Below are 15,397 nucleotides of genomic sequence, written 5' to 3' on the forward strand. Positions count from 1 at the left end.
GCGGACCGACCATCGGACTTCCCCTACCCGGTATCGAGATCGTCAGGATCCAAGGCTACGACACGAATGGCGTGCCGGGACCTCCCGGCACGCCATTCGAGACACGCTTCACATGCTGTTCACACGTCAGATCCGCACGATCCAGTAGTCGCTCGTCCAGATCGGCTGGGTGCGCACCACCGTGCCCTCGTACGGCGCGTGGAGGATCATGCCGTTGCCGGCGTAGAAGCCGATGTGGCCGCTCATCACGACGAGGTCGCCGGGCACCGCCTGCGAGAGGGGGATCTGCGTGCCGGCAGCCCCCTGCGCGGAGGACGAATGCGGCAGGTTGATGCCGAACTGCGCGTAGACGTACTGCACGAGGCCGGAGCAGTCGAAGCCGGCGGGCGTGGCACCGCCGTAGACGTAGGGCACGCCGAGGTACTGCTGGGCCACGGAGAACACGCTGGCCGGATCGGCCGAGCCGTAGACGGCGGCCGGCGTGTACTCGCTCGCGGCCGCGGCGTACGAGGTCATCTGCTCGGCTGCGGCCTGTCGCGCTGCCTCGGCCGCCTCGGCGGCCCGCTTCGCCTCCTCGGCCGCGCGGATCTCCTCGCCGCTGACGGCGTCGTAGCCGTCCTCGGAGATGGGCGCGGCGATGACGTCCTCCGCCACCTCGACATCCTGCGGGGCGGCCTTGGTGAGCTGCGTCTCGGCGGTGGCGCCGAACTGGATGCCGTCGCTGCCGGGGGCGAACGCGTAGGCGGGGATCGCGAGCGTGCCGACCAGGCCCGCAGCGACGGACATGACCATCACGTTCTTCGCGCTGCCGCGCCGGAGCCGACGACCCAGCGAGTCCTTCTGGAGCTTCGCCTCCGTTGCGACGTTCGTCGCCGGGGCGGGCGCCGCCGGCGTCTCGCGACGCACGAGCGCGGTCCCGGTCCGTGGCTTGGGGGCGGTGGTCGCGCCGGAGCGGCGCCGGGGGAATCGAGCCAAAACGTGTCCTCCGCCCCACGGGGCCTGAGCTCCGTCTCACCTGTGCGCTTGGGGGCGCGTCACGGGTATCGGGGCCGAGCGGTGAGCGCGGGAGGCGTCTCGACCCTGTTCCTCCGGCTGGCTTGTCGCCGGCGGACTCGAACGAGAATACGCGAGAGGTCGTCGATTGTCACATTTCGATCACGGAGCGCCGGAATCCGCATCCGGCGACGGTCGCCGATGCCGGATCCGAACGCGATGGTTCCTCGACGCCCCGGTCGCGCGGATGCGCCCGACGTCAGTCTCCGATGAACAGGTGACCGGCGAGCTCGGACGGCAGCTCCAGCACGCCGTCTCGGCCCTCGACCGAGACCGCCACCGAGCCCCCGTCGCGACGCAGGGAGACCCGGGTTCCCGGCAGGACGCCCGCCGCCTTGAGACGCGCGAGCAGCTCCGGCTCGAACTGCGCAGGCTCAGCGAGCCGACGGATCACGCCCTCGGCGGAACCGCCGCCCTCATCGAGTGCCGTGAGCACGTTGCGCACGCCCTGCATGAACGGCGCGGCGGGCGGCGCGCCCAGTTCCTCCAGCCCGGGGATCGGATTGCCGTACGGCGAGTGCGTGGGCTGGCCGAGGATCTCGACGAGGCGGCGCTCGACGTGCTCGCTCATCACGTGCTCCCACCGGCACGCCTCCTCGTGGACGTACTCCCAGTCGAGACCGATCACGTCGGCGAGCAGTCGCTCCGCGAGTCGGTGCTTGCGCATGACGTGCACCGCCTTCTGGCGGCCGTCTGCCGTGAGTTCGAGATGACGGTCGCCGGAGACGACGACGAGTCCGTCGCGCTCCATCCGGGCGACCGTCTGCGACACGGTCGGGCCCGAGTGCCCGATGCGCTCGGAGATGCGCGCGCGGAGCGGCACGATGCCCTCCTCCTCGAGGTCGAGGATGGTGCGCAGGTACATCTCGGTCGTGTCGATGAGGTCGGTCAATTCGCTCCCCCTCGGCCGTCGGGCGCTTCGTGCATCAGAACAGACTACTGGCCGCAACCGGCATGCCGCCGTGGTCACGGGTGGACGCGACGAACGACGGGGGCGGTGTCATCCGCCGCCATGGCGAACGCGCCGCGTCTAGGATCGGACCATGCCTGAGCTCGTGATCCCCTCGTCGCTCCTGCCCGCCGACGGCCGCTTCGGCTGCGGCCCGTCGAAGGTCCGACCCGAGCAGCTCGCGCACCTCGCCGAGGTCGGCCCCCGCCTGCTCGGCACCTCGCACCGGCAGGCGCCGGTCAAGCAGCTCGTCGGCCGGGTCCGGCAGGGCATCGCCGACCTCTACGATCTCCCCGACGGCTACGAGGTCGTCCTCGGCAACGGAGGTTCGACCGCATTCTGGGATGCCGCCGCGTTCGGCCTCGTCGAGCGACGCGCGCAGCTCTGCTCCTTCGGCGAGTTCGGCGCGAAGTTCGCCAAGGCCGCCGCCGCCCCGTGGCTCGATGCCCCCGACGTCCGCACGGCCGCCCCGGGCTCCCGGGTCGACGCCGAGCCGGTCGAGGGCGTCGACGTCTACGGCTGGCCGCAGAACGAGACCTCGACCGGGGTCCAGGCGCCCGTCCGCCGCGTACGGGGCGACGACGGCGCGCTCACGGTGGTCGACGCCACGAGCGCCGCGGGGGGTGCCGCCGCCGACCCGGCCGAGTTCGACGTCCTGTACTTCGCACCCCAGAAGAACTTCGCCTCCGACGGCGGCCTCTGGTTCGCGATCATGTCGCCGGCCGCCGTCGAGCGGATCGAGCGGATCGCGGCATCCGACCGCTACATCCCCGACTTCCTGTCGCTGAAGAACGCGGTCGACAACTCCCGCCTCGACCAGACGCTGAACACGCCGGCGCTCGCGACGCTCCTGCTCCTCGAGAACCAGCTCGAGTGGATGAACGCGTCGGGCGGCCTCGCCTGGGCCGACGCGCGCACGCTCGAGTCGTCCGGCATCCTCTACGACTGGGCCGCCCGCACGTCGGTCGCGACGCCCTTCGTCGCCGATCCCGAGCACCGTTCGCAGGTCGTCGTCACGATCGACTTCGACGAGACGACGGATGCCGCTGCGCTCGCGAAGACGCTCCGCGCCAACGGGATCGTCGACACCGAGCCCTACCGCAAGCTCGGCCGCAACCAGCTTCGCGTCGCGACGTTCACCGCGATCGAGCCCGACGACGTGCGCGCGCTCACCGCGTCGCTGGACTGGGTGCTCGCGCAGAACGGATAGGGTGACGGCCATGCGGCTGTGGCTCTCCGAGTCCGAGCGGCGTCCGGATCCGGAGCCGGTGCGGGCGGACGCGCGCAAGGCGCTGCTCGCGGGGACCATCGGATGGCTGGTCGCGCTCGGCTTCGCGCTGGCGTTCTCCGGCGCACTGGCCGACGGGGGGCTCGGATGGTTCGTCTCCGCCGCCGCCGTGGGCGTCGCGCTCGGGCTCGTCGGGCTCGTCGTCGTGCAGGTGCGCCGACGGCGTGATCGCCCGGGTCCGGACCGACCACCGGCCCGCTGAACGCGGGCCGGACGGCTCAGTCCGACTCGTCCGTCCGGTACGCGTCGTCGGCTCCCTCGTCGTCTGCGTCCTCGGCGTCATCGTCGCCGCCGTCCACGGCACGCTCGCCCTGGGCGTCGTCGGTTCCGGACCCGCCGACTGCGTCGAGTGCATCGATGTCGATGCCGTCGAAGACGTCGTCGCCGGCGTCCTCGTCGCCGAAGTCGTCGTCGGCGCCGTCGGCGGACTCGTCGTCGAGTCCGGCGTCGTCGGACCCGTCGTCGACGGCGTCGACCTCATCGGAGCCGTCGTCGGCCTGCTCCCCCTCGTCGGCGGCCGCGAGCTGGGATGCGCGGTACTCCGCGAGCCGCTCGGACCAGGGCACCCACTCGGGCGCGAGGAGCGCCTGCTCGCCCGGGAGCAGTTCCGTCTCGACCACGGTCGGGTCCGATTCCTCGACCCTCGCGAGGGTGACCGACCAGTGCCACCCGGGGTAGCCGGGCAGGTCGGCGGCGAAGTGCAGCGAGAGCACGTGGTCGTCGTTCGCGACGTGGCCGATGACCGAGCCGACCGTCTGCGGCGCCGTGACCTCGAGCAGCGCGCCGCGTGCGAGGTCGACCGCCGCGAGCAGCACCTCGTCGGCGGCGATCGGAGACGGTTCCTCGGCGATCGCACCGCGCTCGGATGCCTCGACCTCGCCCTCGGGGGTTGCGTCGGTCGTTCCGCCGGGGAGCTCCTCGTCAGGCATCCAGCTCGTCCGCAACCTTGCGCAGGAGGGCCGCGATCTTGCGGCTGTGCGCATTGTCGGGGTACCGGCCGCGCTTCAGGTTCGCGCCGATCCCGTCGAGGAGCTTCACGAGGTCCTCGACGATGACCGCCATGTCGTCCGCCGGCTTGCGGTGCATGCGCGCGAGACTCGGCGGCGCATCGAGGACCCGCACGGACAGGGCCTGGGCGCCGCGCTTGCCCTGCGCGATCCCGAACTCCAGTCGGGTGCCCGAGCGCACGGTCGCGCCGGCGGGAAGCGCGGAGGCGTGGAGGAAGACCTCCTGGCCGTCATCGCCGCTGATGAAGCCGAACCCCTTCTCCTCGTCGTAGAACTTGACCTTGCCGGTGGGCATCGATGGAACTCCCGCTGTCTCGGTGGGCGCGCCGGAAACCGCGGCGACGTCGGCCCCCAGTCTACGGTCCGGCACCCATCGGAACGGCCGTGGGGCCTATTCTGGGACCGTGAGCAATCAGGGCCCGATCACCGATCATCGTCTCGAGCGCATCCTCGCCTACATGGTCGCCGCGACGGTGGGCCTCTCGATCATCGCGTTCTTCGCGGTCATGATCGGCACGCTCGCGGGGGTCGGCGCCGACGACGGGTTCAGCGAGGGGATCTGGCCGTTCGTCCTCGTGGTCCCCCTCATCGGACTGCCCATCGGCTTCGTCCTGCTGGTCGCACTGCTCATCGTCAACGGCCTGCGTCGCTCGCGGGAGTCCCGGCAGGGCACGGACTGACGGCCATGCTGGTGCTCGCCGCGAGCCTCCGCGCGATTCCGCGCGAACGCCTCGCAGCCGCGCTGGCCGCACGCGAACTCGATCACTCGAGCGTCCGCGATCTCTTCGACCTCGCTGAGGCCCTCACCGCCACCGACTCCATCGACCACGCCGTCGATCGGTTGGAGCGGCCGTCGCTCGCGGTGCTCGCCGCCGCCGCGGCGACCTCCGACGACGCGGGCTGGACCGACCTCGATCGCCTCGCCGACGAGCTGCGCCGGCTCGGCTCCGACGACCTCGCCGACGCGCTGGTCCGCGACCCCGGCGCGGTGCTCGATCGCCTCGAGGCGCGTCTCCTCCTGCTGAGCGACGGCACCCGCATCCACGTGCCGACCGAGATCGTCGCTCGCCTGGACTCGAGGCTCGACGACGACCTGCCGAGCCTCGAATCCCTCGCGGCGCACGCCCCGCCGGTCGCCGTTCCCGGTGAACGACCCGATACGGGCCTGCTCGATCGACGAGCCGCCGAGACGGCGCACAGCACCGTGGCCGCCACCGCCGAACTGCTCTCCGGACTCGCCGTGCAGCCCGCTCGCGAGCTCGCCAAGGGCGGCTTCGCGCTGCCCGATGCCAAGCGACTGGCCGAAGCCGCAGGGGTCGAGCTCGACGAGTTCCCGCGCCTCGTGCGCCGGGCGACCGAGGCGGGGCTGATCGTCCGCGACGGGCCGGTGTGGCTCGAGTCCGACGCGGGCGCGGAATGGATCATGCTCGGAACGGGATCGCGGTGGACCCGGCTCGCCGAGGCGTGGCGGGCCCGCATCCCCGCCCCGCTGCGCGACCTCGTCGTCCGGCGCAGCGAGGCACTGAGTTCCTCGTCCATCCGCGACGACGTCGCCTGGTACTACCCCGGCGGGGGCGCCTGGCTCCGGGACGGCATGGACCGGCTGCTGGAGGACGCCGAGGCGCTCGGCCTCGCCGTCGGCGGCGAGCCCCTCGAGACGGCGGCCCTCGTGCTCTCCGGCGACCTCGACGGTGCTGCCGAGCGCCTCGCCAGACACTTCCCCCAGCAGGTCGACAAGGTCTACGTGCAGCACGACCTCACCATCGTCTCCCCCGGGCCGCTCGAGCCGTCCCTCGACGCCCGGCTGCGGGCCTTCGCCGAGGTCGAGGGTCGGGACCTCGCGTCGAGCTACCGCGTGACCGCGGCATCCGTGAACCGCGCACTCGCGGCGGGCGACAGCGAGGAGGGCATCCGCGCCTTCCTCGAGCAGATCTCGCTGACCGGCATCCCCCAGCCGCTCGCCTACCTGCTGAGCGAGTCGGCGACGCGATTCGGCGCCGTCCGGGTCGGTGCCGCCGATCCGTCGGAGGCGCCCGCGCGCGCATCGGTGCGATCCGACGACCCCCAGCTCATCGGCACGCTCCTCGTCGACCAGTCCCTCTCCTCGCTCGGGCTCCGACAGGACGGCGCGCACCGCCTGCTGTCCCGCTTCACGCCCGACGTCGTGTTCTGGGGCCTGAGCGACGCCCGCTACCCGGTCGCCGCGGAGGACGCGGAGGGGCGAATCGTGCGCCTGCGCCGCCATCACGTCGGCCACGCGCCGACCCCGGCGCCGCGAACCGACCCCCTCGAGGCCATGCTCGACCGACTTGCAGAGGCCGACGCCGAGGGCGGTACGGAGCAGGCCTGGCTCGCGCGTCAGCTCGAGGCCGCCGCGCGCGCCAAGGAGACGCTCACGGTGACAGTGCGAATGCCGGGCGGCGACACCGCCGACTACCTCCTCGCCCCGGCGAGCGTCGCGAACGGCCGGCTCCGGGCACGCGACCGCAAGTCCGACATCGAGCGGACGCTGCCGATCTCCGCGATCGCGGCGGTAGCGCCGGCTCCAGCGGGGAGCTGACCCGAGGGGACGACTCGGGAATCCCGGATAGACTGGTCCGCTATGTCAGACGGCCCCCTGATCGTCCAGAGCGATCGCACCGTGCTCCTCGAGGTGGCGAACCCGCTCGCCGAGGACGCGCGGCACGACCTCGCCATCTTCGCCGAACTCGAGCGCGCACCCGAGCACATCCACACGTACCGCATCACGCGGCTCGGCCTGTGGAACGCGCGTGCGGCGGGCCACACGGCCGACGACATGCTCGGCACGCTCGAGCGCTACGCGAAGTTCCCCGTGCCGCAGACGGTCGCCGTCGACATGCGCGAGACCGTCGAGCGGTACGGCCGACTCGTGGTCGACCGCACCGACGACGGCGAGCTGCGGCTGCGCAGCGACGACCTCGCCGTGCTGACCGAGGTGGCGGGTGCCAAGCGCGTCGCGCCGCTGCTCACGGAGCGGATCGACGACACGAGCTTCCTCGTGGAGGCCTGGGCGCGCGGCGCGCTCAAGCAGGAGCTCGTGAAGCTCGGCTGGCCGGCCGAGGACCTCGCCGGCTACACGCCCGGCACGCCCCACGAGATCGACCTCGAACAGGACGGCTGGCACCTGCGCGACTACCAGCAGAAGGCCGTCGACAACTTCTTCGAGGGCGGCTCGGGCGTCGTGGTGCTCCCCTGCGGCGCGGGCAAGACGCTCGTCGGCGCCGGCGCGATGGCCACCGCGAAGACCACGACGCTGATCCTCGTGACGAACACCGTGAGCGCGCGCCAGTGGCGAGACGAGCTGCTGCGCCGCACGAGCCTCACCCCGGACGAGATCGGCGAGTACTCCGGCCAGGCCAAGGAGGTCAAGCCCGTCACGATCGCGACGTACCAGATCCTCACCGCGAAGCGGAAGGGCGAGTACGCCCACCTGGCGCTGCTCGACGCGCTCGACTGGGGCCTCGTGGTCTACGACGAGGTGCATCTGCTGCCCGCACCCGTGTTCAAGCTCACCGCCGAGCTGCAGGCCCGCCGCCGGCTCGGCCTCACCGCGACGCTCGTGCGCGAGGACGGCCGCGAGGGCGACGTGTTCTCGCTCATCGGCCCCAAGCGGTTCGACGCGCCCTGGAAGGAGATCGAGGCGCAGGGCTTCATCTCGCCGGCCGCCTGCTACGAGGTGCGCATCGACCTCCCGCAGTCCGAACGGCTCGCGTACGCGGCATCCGCCGACGACGAGCGCTACCGGCTCGCCGCGACCGCACCCGCGAAGCTCGGCGTGGTCAAGGAGCTCGTGGCCAGGCACGCGGGCGAGCGCATCCTCGTGATCGGGCAGTACCTCGACCAGATCGACGAGCTCGCGGAGGCGCTCGGCGCGCCGCAGCTGACCGGTGCCACCCCCGTCGACGAGCGGGAGCGGCTGTTCCAGGAGTTCCGCGACGGCACGACACCGGTACTGGTGGTGTCGAAGGTCGCGAACTTCTCGGTCGACCTCCCCGAGGCGACGGTCGCGATCCAGGTCTCGGGGTCGTTCGGCTCGCGTCAGGAGGAGGCGCAGCGCCTCGGCCGGCTCCTGCGGCCGAAGGAGTCCGGGCTGTCGGCCAACTTCTACACGCTCGTCGCGCGCGACACCGTCGACCAGGACTTCGCGCTGAACCGCCAGCGGTTCCTCGCCGAGCAGGGCTACAGCTACACGATCCTCGACGCGCACGCGCTCGAGGCCGCCTGAGCCGCGTTCAGCCGGATGCGGCGGCCTCGGGCCGCGCGCGGCGGAGCCGCGTTCCGGCCCACCAGGCGAGCCGGTCGAGCGCCAGCACGACGAGCCCGATCACCGCGATGTACGCGACGACCCGGAGCATCTCCAGCAACGAGCCGAGCGCGCCGAGCGCATCGGTGTCGAGGAACGGGTAGGGAAAGCGGTCGGGCACCTCGGGCAGCGCCAGCGCGCGCCAGAGGAAGACGAACCCGTACGCGGCGGGGTAGACGAGCCACCACGCGGCGTCCCGCCACCGCACCACGCGGTGCGGCCCGAACGCGACCCAGTCGACGAGCACCATGAGCGGCACGACGTAGTGCATCGCGAAGATCGCCCGGTTGGCGAGCTGGTCGGTCGCGTCCGCGACGAGGAGACCCGGGAGCGGGTTCTCGAAGTGGTTGAGCAGGACGTGCGAGACGACCATCGTCGTGAGGATCCAGGTGGTCACGCCGCCGCGCAGGATCGGCGCCGGGGGCGCTGCGCTCCCCCGCCGCGCCATCCAGTAGAGCGCGCCCGCGAAGTACGCGAACACGATGACGTTGCTCTGGGTCGTGAAGTACGCCAGTCGCCGCTCGCCCGCGACCAGCCCCCAGAGCACCACGAGCACGATCGCCGCCCGCCACCAGAACGCGGGCGTCGCCCAGACGTTCACGCGAGCCGCCTCCTCGGGGTACTCCTCGCGCCGGGTCCGGTCGGCGGCGTCGACGCTCACCCCATCACCTCTCCTCGTCGCCGGGCGCGCGTCGCGCACCGCACGCAGAGGCTAGGCGGCGCCGTCGGACCGTGTCAATGCGTTGCCGATCGGGGCGATCAGCGTCGCGCGTAGCGCAGGAACAGCATGCGCTCGCCAGGGATCGCGTGCACGAGCCGCATCGCGCGCGGACGCTCCGCGGCCGATTCCGCGATCCGCGGGCCGGTGCCCCCGACCAGCACCGGGCTGAGCGTCGCGCACAGTTCGTCGACCAGGTCGGCCTCGGCGAGCGCCCCCAGCAGACCCGGCCCGCCCTCCGAGAGGATCGAGCGGAGGCCGCGCCGCCCGAACTCGGCGAAGCTCGCGGCGAGGTCGACGCGCCGGTCGCCCGCGACGATCACGTCGGCGACGCGTGCGAGCGCCTCCCGACGGTCGGTCGGTGCGGCCTCGCTCGTGACGACGAGCGGCCGCGAGACGGCATCGGCGAAGAACGGATGTCGCGGCTCGAGCTCGAGCCGCGACGAGACCACGGCGAACCGCGGTTGCAGGGCCCGACCGCGCGCGTCCCGCCACGCGGCATCCGCCTCGACGACCGCGGCGCCGCCGTAACCCTCGGCGCGGACCGTGCCCGACCCGACGAGCACCACGTCGGCGTGCGACCGCAGCACCGACATCAGCCGCTGGTCCTCGTCGTCGCCGAGGCCGCCGCTGCGCCCGGCGAGCGTCGCCGCGCCGTCGAGGCTCTCGACCATGTTGACCCGGCAGAAGACCCCCTCCGCGCCGCCCGAGTCGACGACGTCGACGGCGTACGCGGCGTGCATCCGGTCCGCGTCGAACGGCCCCCGGTCGGATGCCGTGATCCCGGTGCTCACGATGCGCCGTCCGTCCGGACGTTGTGCTCGAGGAAGGCGGGCTCGCGCCATCCCTCGATCGCCTCCACCATGCGAACCGCGTCGACCGTCTCGCGCACGTTGTGCACGCGCACGATGCGCGCCCCCCGGTCGATGCAGTACACGGCCGCCGCGAGCGACCCGGCCAGCCGGTCGCGCCGATCGCGGCGCCCCAGGCTCTCGCCCACGAAGTCCTTGTTCGAGAGGGCGACGAGCAGCGGCGGTCCGATCGCGGCGATCTCGCCGAGGCGCCGGGTGAGTTCGAGCGAGTGGAGGGTGTTCTTGTTCAGGTCGTGGCCCGGGTCGATCACGATGCGCTCGTCGGGCACGCCGTGGGCGCGGGCGAGGTCGATGCGCTCGCGGAGGAACGCGCCGACCTCGGCGACGACGTCGCCGTACTGCGGCATCGGGTGCGGCCTGCGCGGTGCGGCGAGGCTGTGGGTGACGACGATCGTCGCGTCGCTGTCCGCGACGACGTCGGCCATGACCGGGTCGTGGATGCCGGTGGTGTCGTTGATCACGTGCGCGCCCGCCGCGATCGCTCGCCGCGCCACCTCGGGGTGGAACGTGTCGACCGAGACGACGGCACCCGATCCGGCGAGCGCGGCGACGACGGGCACCACGCGTTCCGCCTCCTCCTCGACCGGGATCGGCGGGCCCGGAGCGAACTTCGCACCGCCGATGTCGACCCAGTCGGCGCCGTCGGCCACCGCGGCCCGAGCGGCCTCGACCGCGCGGTCGAGCGCGAAGGTCGCACCGCGGTCGTAGAACGAGTCGGGCGTCCGGTTCACGATCGCCATGACCGCGACCTCACGGGCGAAGTCGAACTCGCGCGGGCCGATGCGACGGACCGTGCCGCTCACGCGGCGCCGATCCCGGCGAGGGGCACCCGAGGGTCGGCGAGGGCCGCCGGGTCGACCGCGATGCGGTCGCGGATGAGTCGCTGCACCTCGTCGTTCACGTCCCACACGTTGACGTTCATGCCGGCCACGACCCTCCCGTCGATAACCCAGAACGCGATGCACTCGCGTGTCGCGAGGTCGCCTCGCACGACCAGGTCGGCCCGGTCCGCGAGTTCGCCGTAGCCGGAGTACTCCATGCCGAGGTCGTACTGGTCGGTGTAGAAGTAGGGGATCTCGTCGTAGTCGAGCTGCTCGCCGGCGAGCACGCGCCCCACCGCCCGCCCGCTCGCGTCGGCGTTCGCCCAGTGCTCGACGCGCAGGCGGTGGCCGAGCGTCGGATTGAACACGTTCGCGACGTCGCCGGCCGCGTACACGCCGTCGGCACTCGTGCGGAACGAGGCATCCGTCACGATGCCGTCGTCGATCGTGAGACGAGCGGATGCCGCGAGCTCGACGTTCGGCGTCGCGCCGATGCCGACCACCACGAGGTCGGCGGGCACCTCCTCGCCCGTCGACAGCACCACACCGCGCACGCGGCCCCGCTCGCCGACGATCGCCGACACCGCGACCTCGGTGCGCACCTCGACGCCGTGCTCGCGGTGGAGATCGGCGAACATGCCGCCGAGTTCGCGTCCGACCGCGCCGACGAGCGGCGCTTCGCTGCGCCCGAGGACGCTGACCTCGTCGCCGTACGCCCTCGCCGCTGCGGCGACCTCGAGGCCGATCCAGCTCGAGCCGATGACGACGACCCGCCGGTCGCCGTGCCGCAGCGCGGTCCTCAGGTGCGTCGAATCGGGGAGCGAACGCAGGAGGTGGACCCCGCGGAGTCCCGCTCCCGGTCCGTCGAATCGCCTCGGGGACGCGCCGGTCGCGAGGAGCACGCGGTCCCACGTGAGCTCGCCGGCGTCGGTCGCGAGCGTGCGCGCGGACGTGTCGAGCGCGGTCGCCCGCACGCCGCGCCGCACCTCGACGTCGTGATCGCGGTACCACGCGGCATCCAGCGGGTAGATCGCGCTCGACGGCTCGTCGCCGGCGAGGTAGCCCTTCGAGAGCGGCGGCCGCTCGTAGGGCCGCCGGTTCTCCCGGGTGACGACCACGATCTCGTCGTCGACTCCGTTCCCCCGCATCGACTCGACGGCTCGCGCCGCAGTCAGGCCCCCACCGACGACCACCACTCGTTCGCGTGCCATGCCGCGAGTCTTTCACGCCCGGGTGCGGGCGTCGAAGGCTCATGGCATCCGCTCGCACCGCATTCGAGCAATTCCCAGCCAAGATTCAGCCCACGCGCAGCAGAATCGTTGCATGAGTGACGGACCTCGCATCCTCATCGTCGACGACGAGCCCAACATCCGCGATCTGCTGACGACGAGCCTCCGGTTCGCGGGATTCGCGGTGCGCGCGGTGGCCAACGGCGCGCAGACCATCTCGGCCGTGCTCGAGGAGGAGCCCGACCTGATCATCCTCGACGTCATGCTGCCCGACATGAACGGGTTCGGCGTGACCAAGCGCCTGCGGTCCGCCGGGTACACGGCGCCGATCCTCTTCCTCACCGCGAAGGACGACACGGAGGACAAGATCACCGGCCTCACGGTCGGTGGCGACGACTACGTCACGAAGCCGTTCAGCCTCGACGAGATCGTCGCGCGCATCCGCGCCATCCTGCGTCGCACGATGCACGCCGAGGAGGACGCGGTGATCCGCACCGGCGAACTCACCATGGACCAGGACACCCACGAGGTGCTCGTCGGCGACGTGCCCGTCGAGCTCTCCCCCACCGAGTTCAAGCTGCTGCGCTACCTGATGCTCAACCCCAACCGGGTGCTGTCGAAGGCGCAGATCCTCGACCACGTCTGGGAGTACGACTTCAACGGCGACGCGGGCATCGTCGAGAGCTACATCTCGTACCTCCGCCGAAAGCTCGACCAGCACTCCTCCGAACCGCTCATCCAGACCAAGCGCGGCTTCGGGTACATGCTGAAGTCGAAGTCGTAGTACAGGCCCGGTACAGGGAGGATCCGTAGACTCGGCCCGCCATGCACCAGACCCTCGCCGACCGTTGGAGCCGGATCTCGCTCCGGACCAAGATCACGGGCGTCACCGTCCTCATGCTGACGCTCGGCCTGCTGGTCTCCGGCATCGGAACGGCGGCGATGCTCCGGTCGTACGTCGAGTCGCAGCTCGAGGCGAAGCTCGAGTCGATCGCCTCGAGCAGGATCTCCGAGTACCTCACGCGCGGTGACGGCGGTTCGTCCGGGTCCGAGGGCGCATTCGACTTCAACGCCTCCGACGACGTGTTCGTCGCGATCTACGACGCGAACACGGGCGTGTTCCTGGACCACAACTGGGGCACGCGGGAGCCCGGGGCGTTCCCGCTCATCCCGAAGCGGCTGACGCAGGCGGACGTCTACGCCCAGAACGCCGGCGGCGGGTACCGCGTCTTCTCCCTCCCCGACGCCAACGGCGACCTCACGTTCCGCGGCGTCTACGCCGTCATGTACGCCGACGAACAGGGCAACCTCGCGCCGATCATCATCGCGATCTCGTCGCAGGACACCGAACGACTGCTCGCGGCGTACCTCACGATCTTCCTCGGATTCGGCATCGGCGTGGTGCTCGTCGGCGCGCTGCTCACGCGCATGCTCGTCACCACGACCTTCACCCCGCTCCGCGAGGTCGAGGCCACGGCCGCCGCGATCGCCGACGGCGACTTCAGCCAGCGGCTCGGCGGCGCGACGCCCAACACCGAGGTCGGCCGGCTGAACCGTTCGCTCAACACGATGCTGAACCGCATCGACCGGGCGTTCCGCGACCGCGCACGCACGATCGACCAGATGCGCCGCTTCGTCGGGGACGCCTCGCACGAGCTCCGCACCCCGCTGGTCTCGGTTCGCGGCTACGCCGAGCTGTACCGCATGGGCGCGCTGCAGAACCCCGAGGACGTCGCCCAGGCGATGGACCGGATCGAGAAGGAGGCCATCCGCATGGGCGGCCTCGTCGAGGACCTCCTCGCCCTCGCTCGTCTCGACGAGGCGAAGCCCATGGACCTCGCCGAGGTCGACCTCGTGCCGCTCGCACGCGACGCCGCGCTCGACGCCATGGCGGCGAACCCGGGGCGAACCGTCACCGTCATCGCACCCGAGGCGATCGCCACCGGCTCGACCGAGGTGGTGTCCGCCGACGTCGAAGTCGACCTCGACGCGACCGCGGCGCGTTCGTCGGGTCCGATGGCGTTCGCCGGGGCGACGCTCGCCCGTCTGCGCGGACGCCGAGCGAACGAGCCCGCCGACGACGCGGCGACGCCGCGAAGCGGTCGCCGTGGCGGTCGCGGCGGCACGACGGCACGGACGGGTCGGGGCGGCTCCGCACGCGCGACGGCAGCCGCGGATGCTCCGGCGGATGCCGCCGTGACGACGGCGCCCGCCGAGGCTCAGGCAGCGGTCGTCCCCGTGCGCCGGGCGATCGTGCTCGCCGAGGAGAACAAGATCCGCCAGGTGATCACGAACCTGATGGGCAACGCGATCCGCTTCACGCCGATCGAGAGCCCGATCGAGATCCGGGTGTCGGTCGACGACGACGCCGAGCGCGCGCTCCTCGAGATCGTCGACCACGGCGAGGGCATCCCGCCCCAGATCCGCGAGAAGATCTTCCAACGGTTCTGGCGCGCCGACACGTCCCGCACGAGGGAGACCGGTGGGTCCGGCCTCGGGCTCGCGATCGTGTCCTCCATCGTCTCGGCGCACAACGGACATGTCGACGTCGTCGAGACGCCGGGCGGCGGGGCGACGTTCCGGGTGGCGCTCCCCCTCGCGGGGTCGAGCGCTGCGCCGCAGTCCGTCACCCAGGCGTGAGACGCGGCGCCCGGCCGATCGTCCACCGCCCAGCTCGTCCTCCACACGCGTGCGGGCGTCGTCCGTCGCCTCCCGTGGGCCACGCGCCGCGGCGCGGTCGCGCGAGGCGCCGCTACGGTCGCACCGTCACGACGAGAGGATGACCATGACGAGATACCAGGTCGACAGCGAGCAGGTGCACGCCGCGACGCAGGGCATGCAGGCGACGATCGGGCGCATCCAGTCCGAGGTGGCCGCCCTCCTGGCCCAACTCACGGGACTGCAGGGGTCCTGGTCCGGGCAGGCGTCGTCGGCGTTCCAGGCCGCCGTCGCCGACTGGCGGGTGACGCAGCAGCACGTCGAGCAGAGTCTCGCCGGGCTGAACCAGGCGCTCGGGGCCGCCGCGATGCACTACGCCGATGCCGAGCAGGCGAACGCGCGGCTGTTCGTGCGCTGAGTCGCCGGGCGGCGCGCTCGCCGACGGCGCATCCGTACACGACGAAGGGCGCCTCCGTGG

General features: G+C 72.0%; 16 protein-coding genes. 8 read left to right on the forward strand and 8 right to left on the reverse strand.

Features of this window, described 5'->3' with window-relative positions:
• Positions 1-126: 126 nt before the first annotated feature.
• The gene (locus ACIQH8_RS05505; RefSeq protein WP_400995830.1) at positions 127-906 is read right to left on the reverse strand and encodes a C40 family peptidase; all 780 of its coding nucleotides are present in this window, start codon (positions 904-906) and stop codon (positions 127-129) included.
• Positions 907-1,252: 346 nt separating this feature from the next.
• A complete protein-coding gene (locus tag ACIQH8_RS05510; RefSeq protein ID WP_400995832.1) occupies positions 1,253-1,945 on the reverse strand; it encodes a metal-dependent transcriptional regulator in 693 nt (230 codons plus the stop codon).
• 151 nt (positions 1,946-2,096) lie between these two features.
• Here ACIQH8_RS05510 and serC point away from each other — a divergent pair, with 151 nt between their 5' ends.
• Both serC and ACIQH8_RS05520 read left to right on the forward strand, forming a co-directional pair.
• Positions 2,097-3,212, forward strand: a complete 1,116-nt coding sequence (gene serC, locus ACIQH8_RS05515; protein ID WP_400995835.1) for a phosphoserine transaminase — start codon at positions 2,097-2,099, stop codon at positions 3,210-3,212.
• Positions 3,213-3,222: 10 nt separating this feature from the next.
• A complete protein-coding gene (locus ACIQH8_RS05520; RefSeq protein WP_400995838.1) occupies positions 3,223-3,492 on the forward strand; it encodes a DUF2530 domain-containing protein in 270 nt (89 codons plus the stop codon).
• Positions 3,493-3,508: 16 nt separating this feature from the next.
• On the opposite strand, the gene ACIQH8_RS05525 is transcribed toward ACIQH8_RS05520, so the two are convergent.
• Entirely contained in the window at positions 3,509-4,219 is a 711-nt protein-coding gene (locus ACIQH8_RS05525; RefSeq protein WP_400995840.1) for a DUF3027 domain-containing protein, read from the reverse strand.
• The gene (locus ACIQH8_RS05530) at positions 4,212-4,592 is read right to left on the reverse strand and encodes a cold-shock protein (RefSeq protein ID WP_155053289.1); all 381 of its coding nucleotides are present in this window, start codon (positions 4,590-4,592) and stop codon (positions 4,212-4,214) included. Before ACIQH8_RS05530 ends, ACIQH8_RS05525 begins: the two co-directional genes overlap by 8 nt.
• A 109-nt stretch (positions 4,593-4,701) precedes the next feature.
• Between ACIQH8_RS05530 and ACIQH8_RS05535 the strand changes: the two genes are divergently transcribed.
• Genes ACIQH8_RS05535 through ACIQH8_RS05545 form a run of 3 tightly spaced genes read left to right on the forward strand, consistent with a single transcriptional unit; the run spans position 4,702 to position 8,543 of the window.
• Positions 4,702-4,977, forward strand: a complete 276-nt coding sequence (locus tag ACIQH8_RS05535) for a hypothetical protein (RefSeq protein ID WP_400995842.1) — start codon at positions 4,702-4,704, stop codon at positions 4,975-4,977.
• Between the two features lie 5 nt (positions 4,978-4,982).
• Positions 4,983-6,857: a helicase-associated domain-containing protein gene (locus tag ACIQH8_RS05540; protein WP_400995845.1), complete on the forward strand. Its 1,875-nt coding sequence runs from the start codon at positions 4,983-4,985 to the stop codon at positions 6,855-6,857.
• 42 nt (positions 6,858-6,899) lie between these two features.
• Entirely contained in the window at positions 6,900-8,543 is a 1,644-nt protein-coding gene (locus ACIQH8_RS05545) for a DNA repair helicase XPB (protein ID WP_400995847.1), read from the forward strand.
• 7 nt (positions 8,544-8,550) lie between these two features.
• Here ACIQH8_RS05545 and ACIQH8_RS05550 read toward each other — a convergent pair whose 3' ends face one another.
• The 4 genes from ACIQH8_RS05550 to ACIQH8_RS05565 all read right to left on the reverse strand — a co-directional run bounded on the left by ACIQH8_RS05550 (position 8,551) and on the right by ACIQH8_RS05565 (position 12,243).
• Positions 8,551-9,282, reverse strand: a complete 732-nt coding sequence (locus ACIQH8_RS05550) for a Pr6Pr family membrane protein (RefSeq protein ID WP_400995850.1) — start codon at positions 9,280-9,282, stop codon at positions 8,551-8,553.
• Between the two features lie 98 nt (positions 9,283-9,380).
• The gene (locus ACIQH8_RS05555) at positions 9,381-10,133 is read right to left on the reverse strand and encodes a pyrimidine reductase family protein (RefSeq protein WP_400995852.1); all 753 of its coding nucleotides are present in this window, start codon (positions 10,131-10,133) and stop codon (positions 9,381-9,383) included.
• The gene (gene folP, locus ACIQH8_RS05560; RefSeq protein WP_400997838.1) at positions 10,130-10,951 is read right to left on the reverse strand and encodes a dihydropteroate synthase; all 822 of its coding nucleotides are present in this window, start codon (positions 10,949-10,951) and stop codon (positions 10,130-10,132) included. The genes ACIQH8_RS05555 and folP overlap by 4 nt, the downstream gene beginning before the upstream one ends.
• Before the next feature lie 59 nt (positions 10,952-11,010).
• On the reverse strand, positions 11,011-12,243 hold the full coding sequence (locus tag ACIQH8_RS05565) for an NAD(P)/FAD-dependent oxidoreductase (RefSeq protein ID WP_400995854.1): 1,233 nt from the start codon (positions 12,241-12,243) through the stop codon (positions 11,011-11,013).
• A gap of 112 nt (positions 12,244-12,355) precedes the next feature.
• On the opposite strand from ACIQH8_RS05565, the gene ACIQH8_RS05570 reads away from it, so the two are divergent.
• The 3 genes from ACIQH8_RS05570 to ACIQH8_RS05580 all read left to right on the forward strand — a co-directional run bounded on the left by ACIQH8_RS05570 (position 12,356) and on the right by ACIQH8_RS05580 (position 15,337).
• Entirely contained in the window at positions 12,356-13,045 is a 690-nt protein-coding gene (locus ACIQH8_RS05570; RefSeq protein ID WP_155053295.1) for a response regulator transcription factor, read from the forward strand.
• Positions 13,046-13,086: 41 nt separating this feature from the next.
• Complete coding sequence (locus ACIQH8_RS05575; protein WP_400995856.1) at positions 13,087-14,901, forward strand: sensor histidine kinase; 1,815 nt, start codon at positions 13,087-13,089, stop codon at positions 14,899-14,901.
• A gap of 145 nt (positions 14,902-15,046) precedes the next feature.
• Positions 15,047-15,337 (forward strand): WXG100 family type VII secretion target, encoded by a 291-nt coding sequence (locus ACIQH8_RS05580; RefSeq protein WP_155842102.1) that lies wholly within the window; start codon positions 15,047-15,049, stop codon positions 15,335-15,337.
• The last annotated feature ends 60 nt before the right edge of the window (positions 15,338-15,397 follow it).

It is taken from the genome of Agromyces sp. GXQ0307, assembly GCF_044769845.1.
GTDB lineage: Bacteria > Actinomycetota > Actinomycetes > Actinomycetales > Microbacteriaceae > Agromyces.

What these genes read in the sequence shown, in the direction of transcription:
- ACIQH8_RS05575 (WP_400995856.1), top strand. Translation starts at nt 13,087, where the DNA reads ATGCACCAGACCCTCGCCGACCGTTGGAGCCGGATCTCGCTCCGGACC.
- ACIQH8_RS05580 (WP_155842102.1), top strand. Translation starts at nt 15,047, where the DNA reads ATGACGAGATACCAGGTCGACAGCGAGCAGGTGCACGCCGCGACGCAG.
- ACIQH8_RS05570 (WP_155053295.1), top strand. Translation starts at nt 12,356, where the DNA reads ATGAGTGACGGACCTCGCATCCTCATCGTCGACGACGAGCCCAACATC.
- ACIQH8_RS05525 (WP_400995840.1), bottom strand. Translation starts at nt 4,219, where the DNA reads ATGCCTGACGAGGAGCTCCCCGGCGGAACGACCGACGCAACCCCCGAG.
- ACIQH8_RS05530 (WP_155053289.1), bottom strand. Translation starts at nt 4,592, where the DNA reads ATGCCCACCGGCAAGGTCAAGTTCTACGACGAGGAGAAGGGGTTCGGC.
- ACIQH8_RS05545 (WP_400995847.1), top strand. Translation starts at nt 6,900, where the DNA reads ATGTCAGACGGCCCCCTGATCGTCCAGAGCGATCGCACCGTGCTCCTC.
- ACIQH8_RS05540 (WP_400995845.1), top strand. Translation starts at nt 4,983, where the DNA reads ATGCTGGTGCTCGCCGCGAGCCTCCGCGCGATTCCGCGCGAACGCCTC.
- folP (WP_400997838.1), bottom strand. Translation starts at nt 10,951, where the DNA reads ATGGCGATCGTGAACCGGACGCCCGACTCGTTCTACGACCGCGGTGCG.
- serC (WP_400995835.1), top strand. Translation starts at nt 2,097, where the DNA reads ATGCCTGAGCTCGTGATCCCCTCGTCGCTCCTGCCCGCCGACGGCCGC.
- ACIQH8_RS05565 (WP_400995854.1), bottom strand. Translation starts at nt 12,243, where the DNA reads ATGGCACGCGAACGAGTGGTGGTCGTCGGTGGGGGCCTGACTGCGGCG.
- ACIQH8_RS05520 (WP_400995838.1), top strand. Translation starts at nt 3,223, where the DNA reads ATGCGGCTGTGGCTCTCCGAGTCCGAGCGGCGTCCGGATCCGGAGCCG.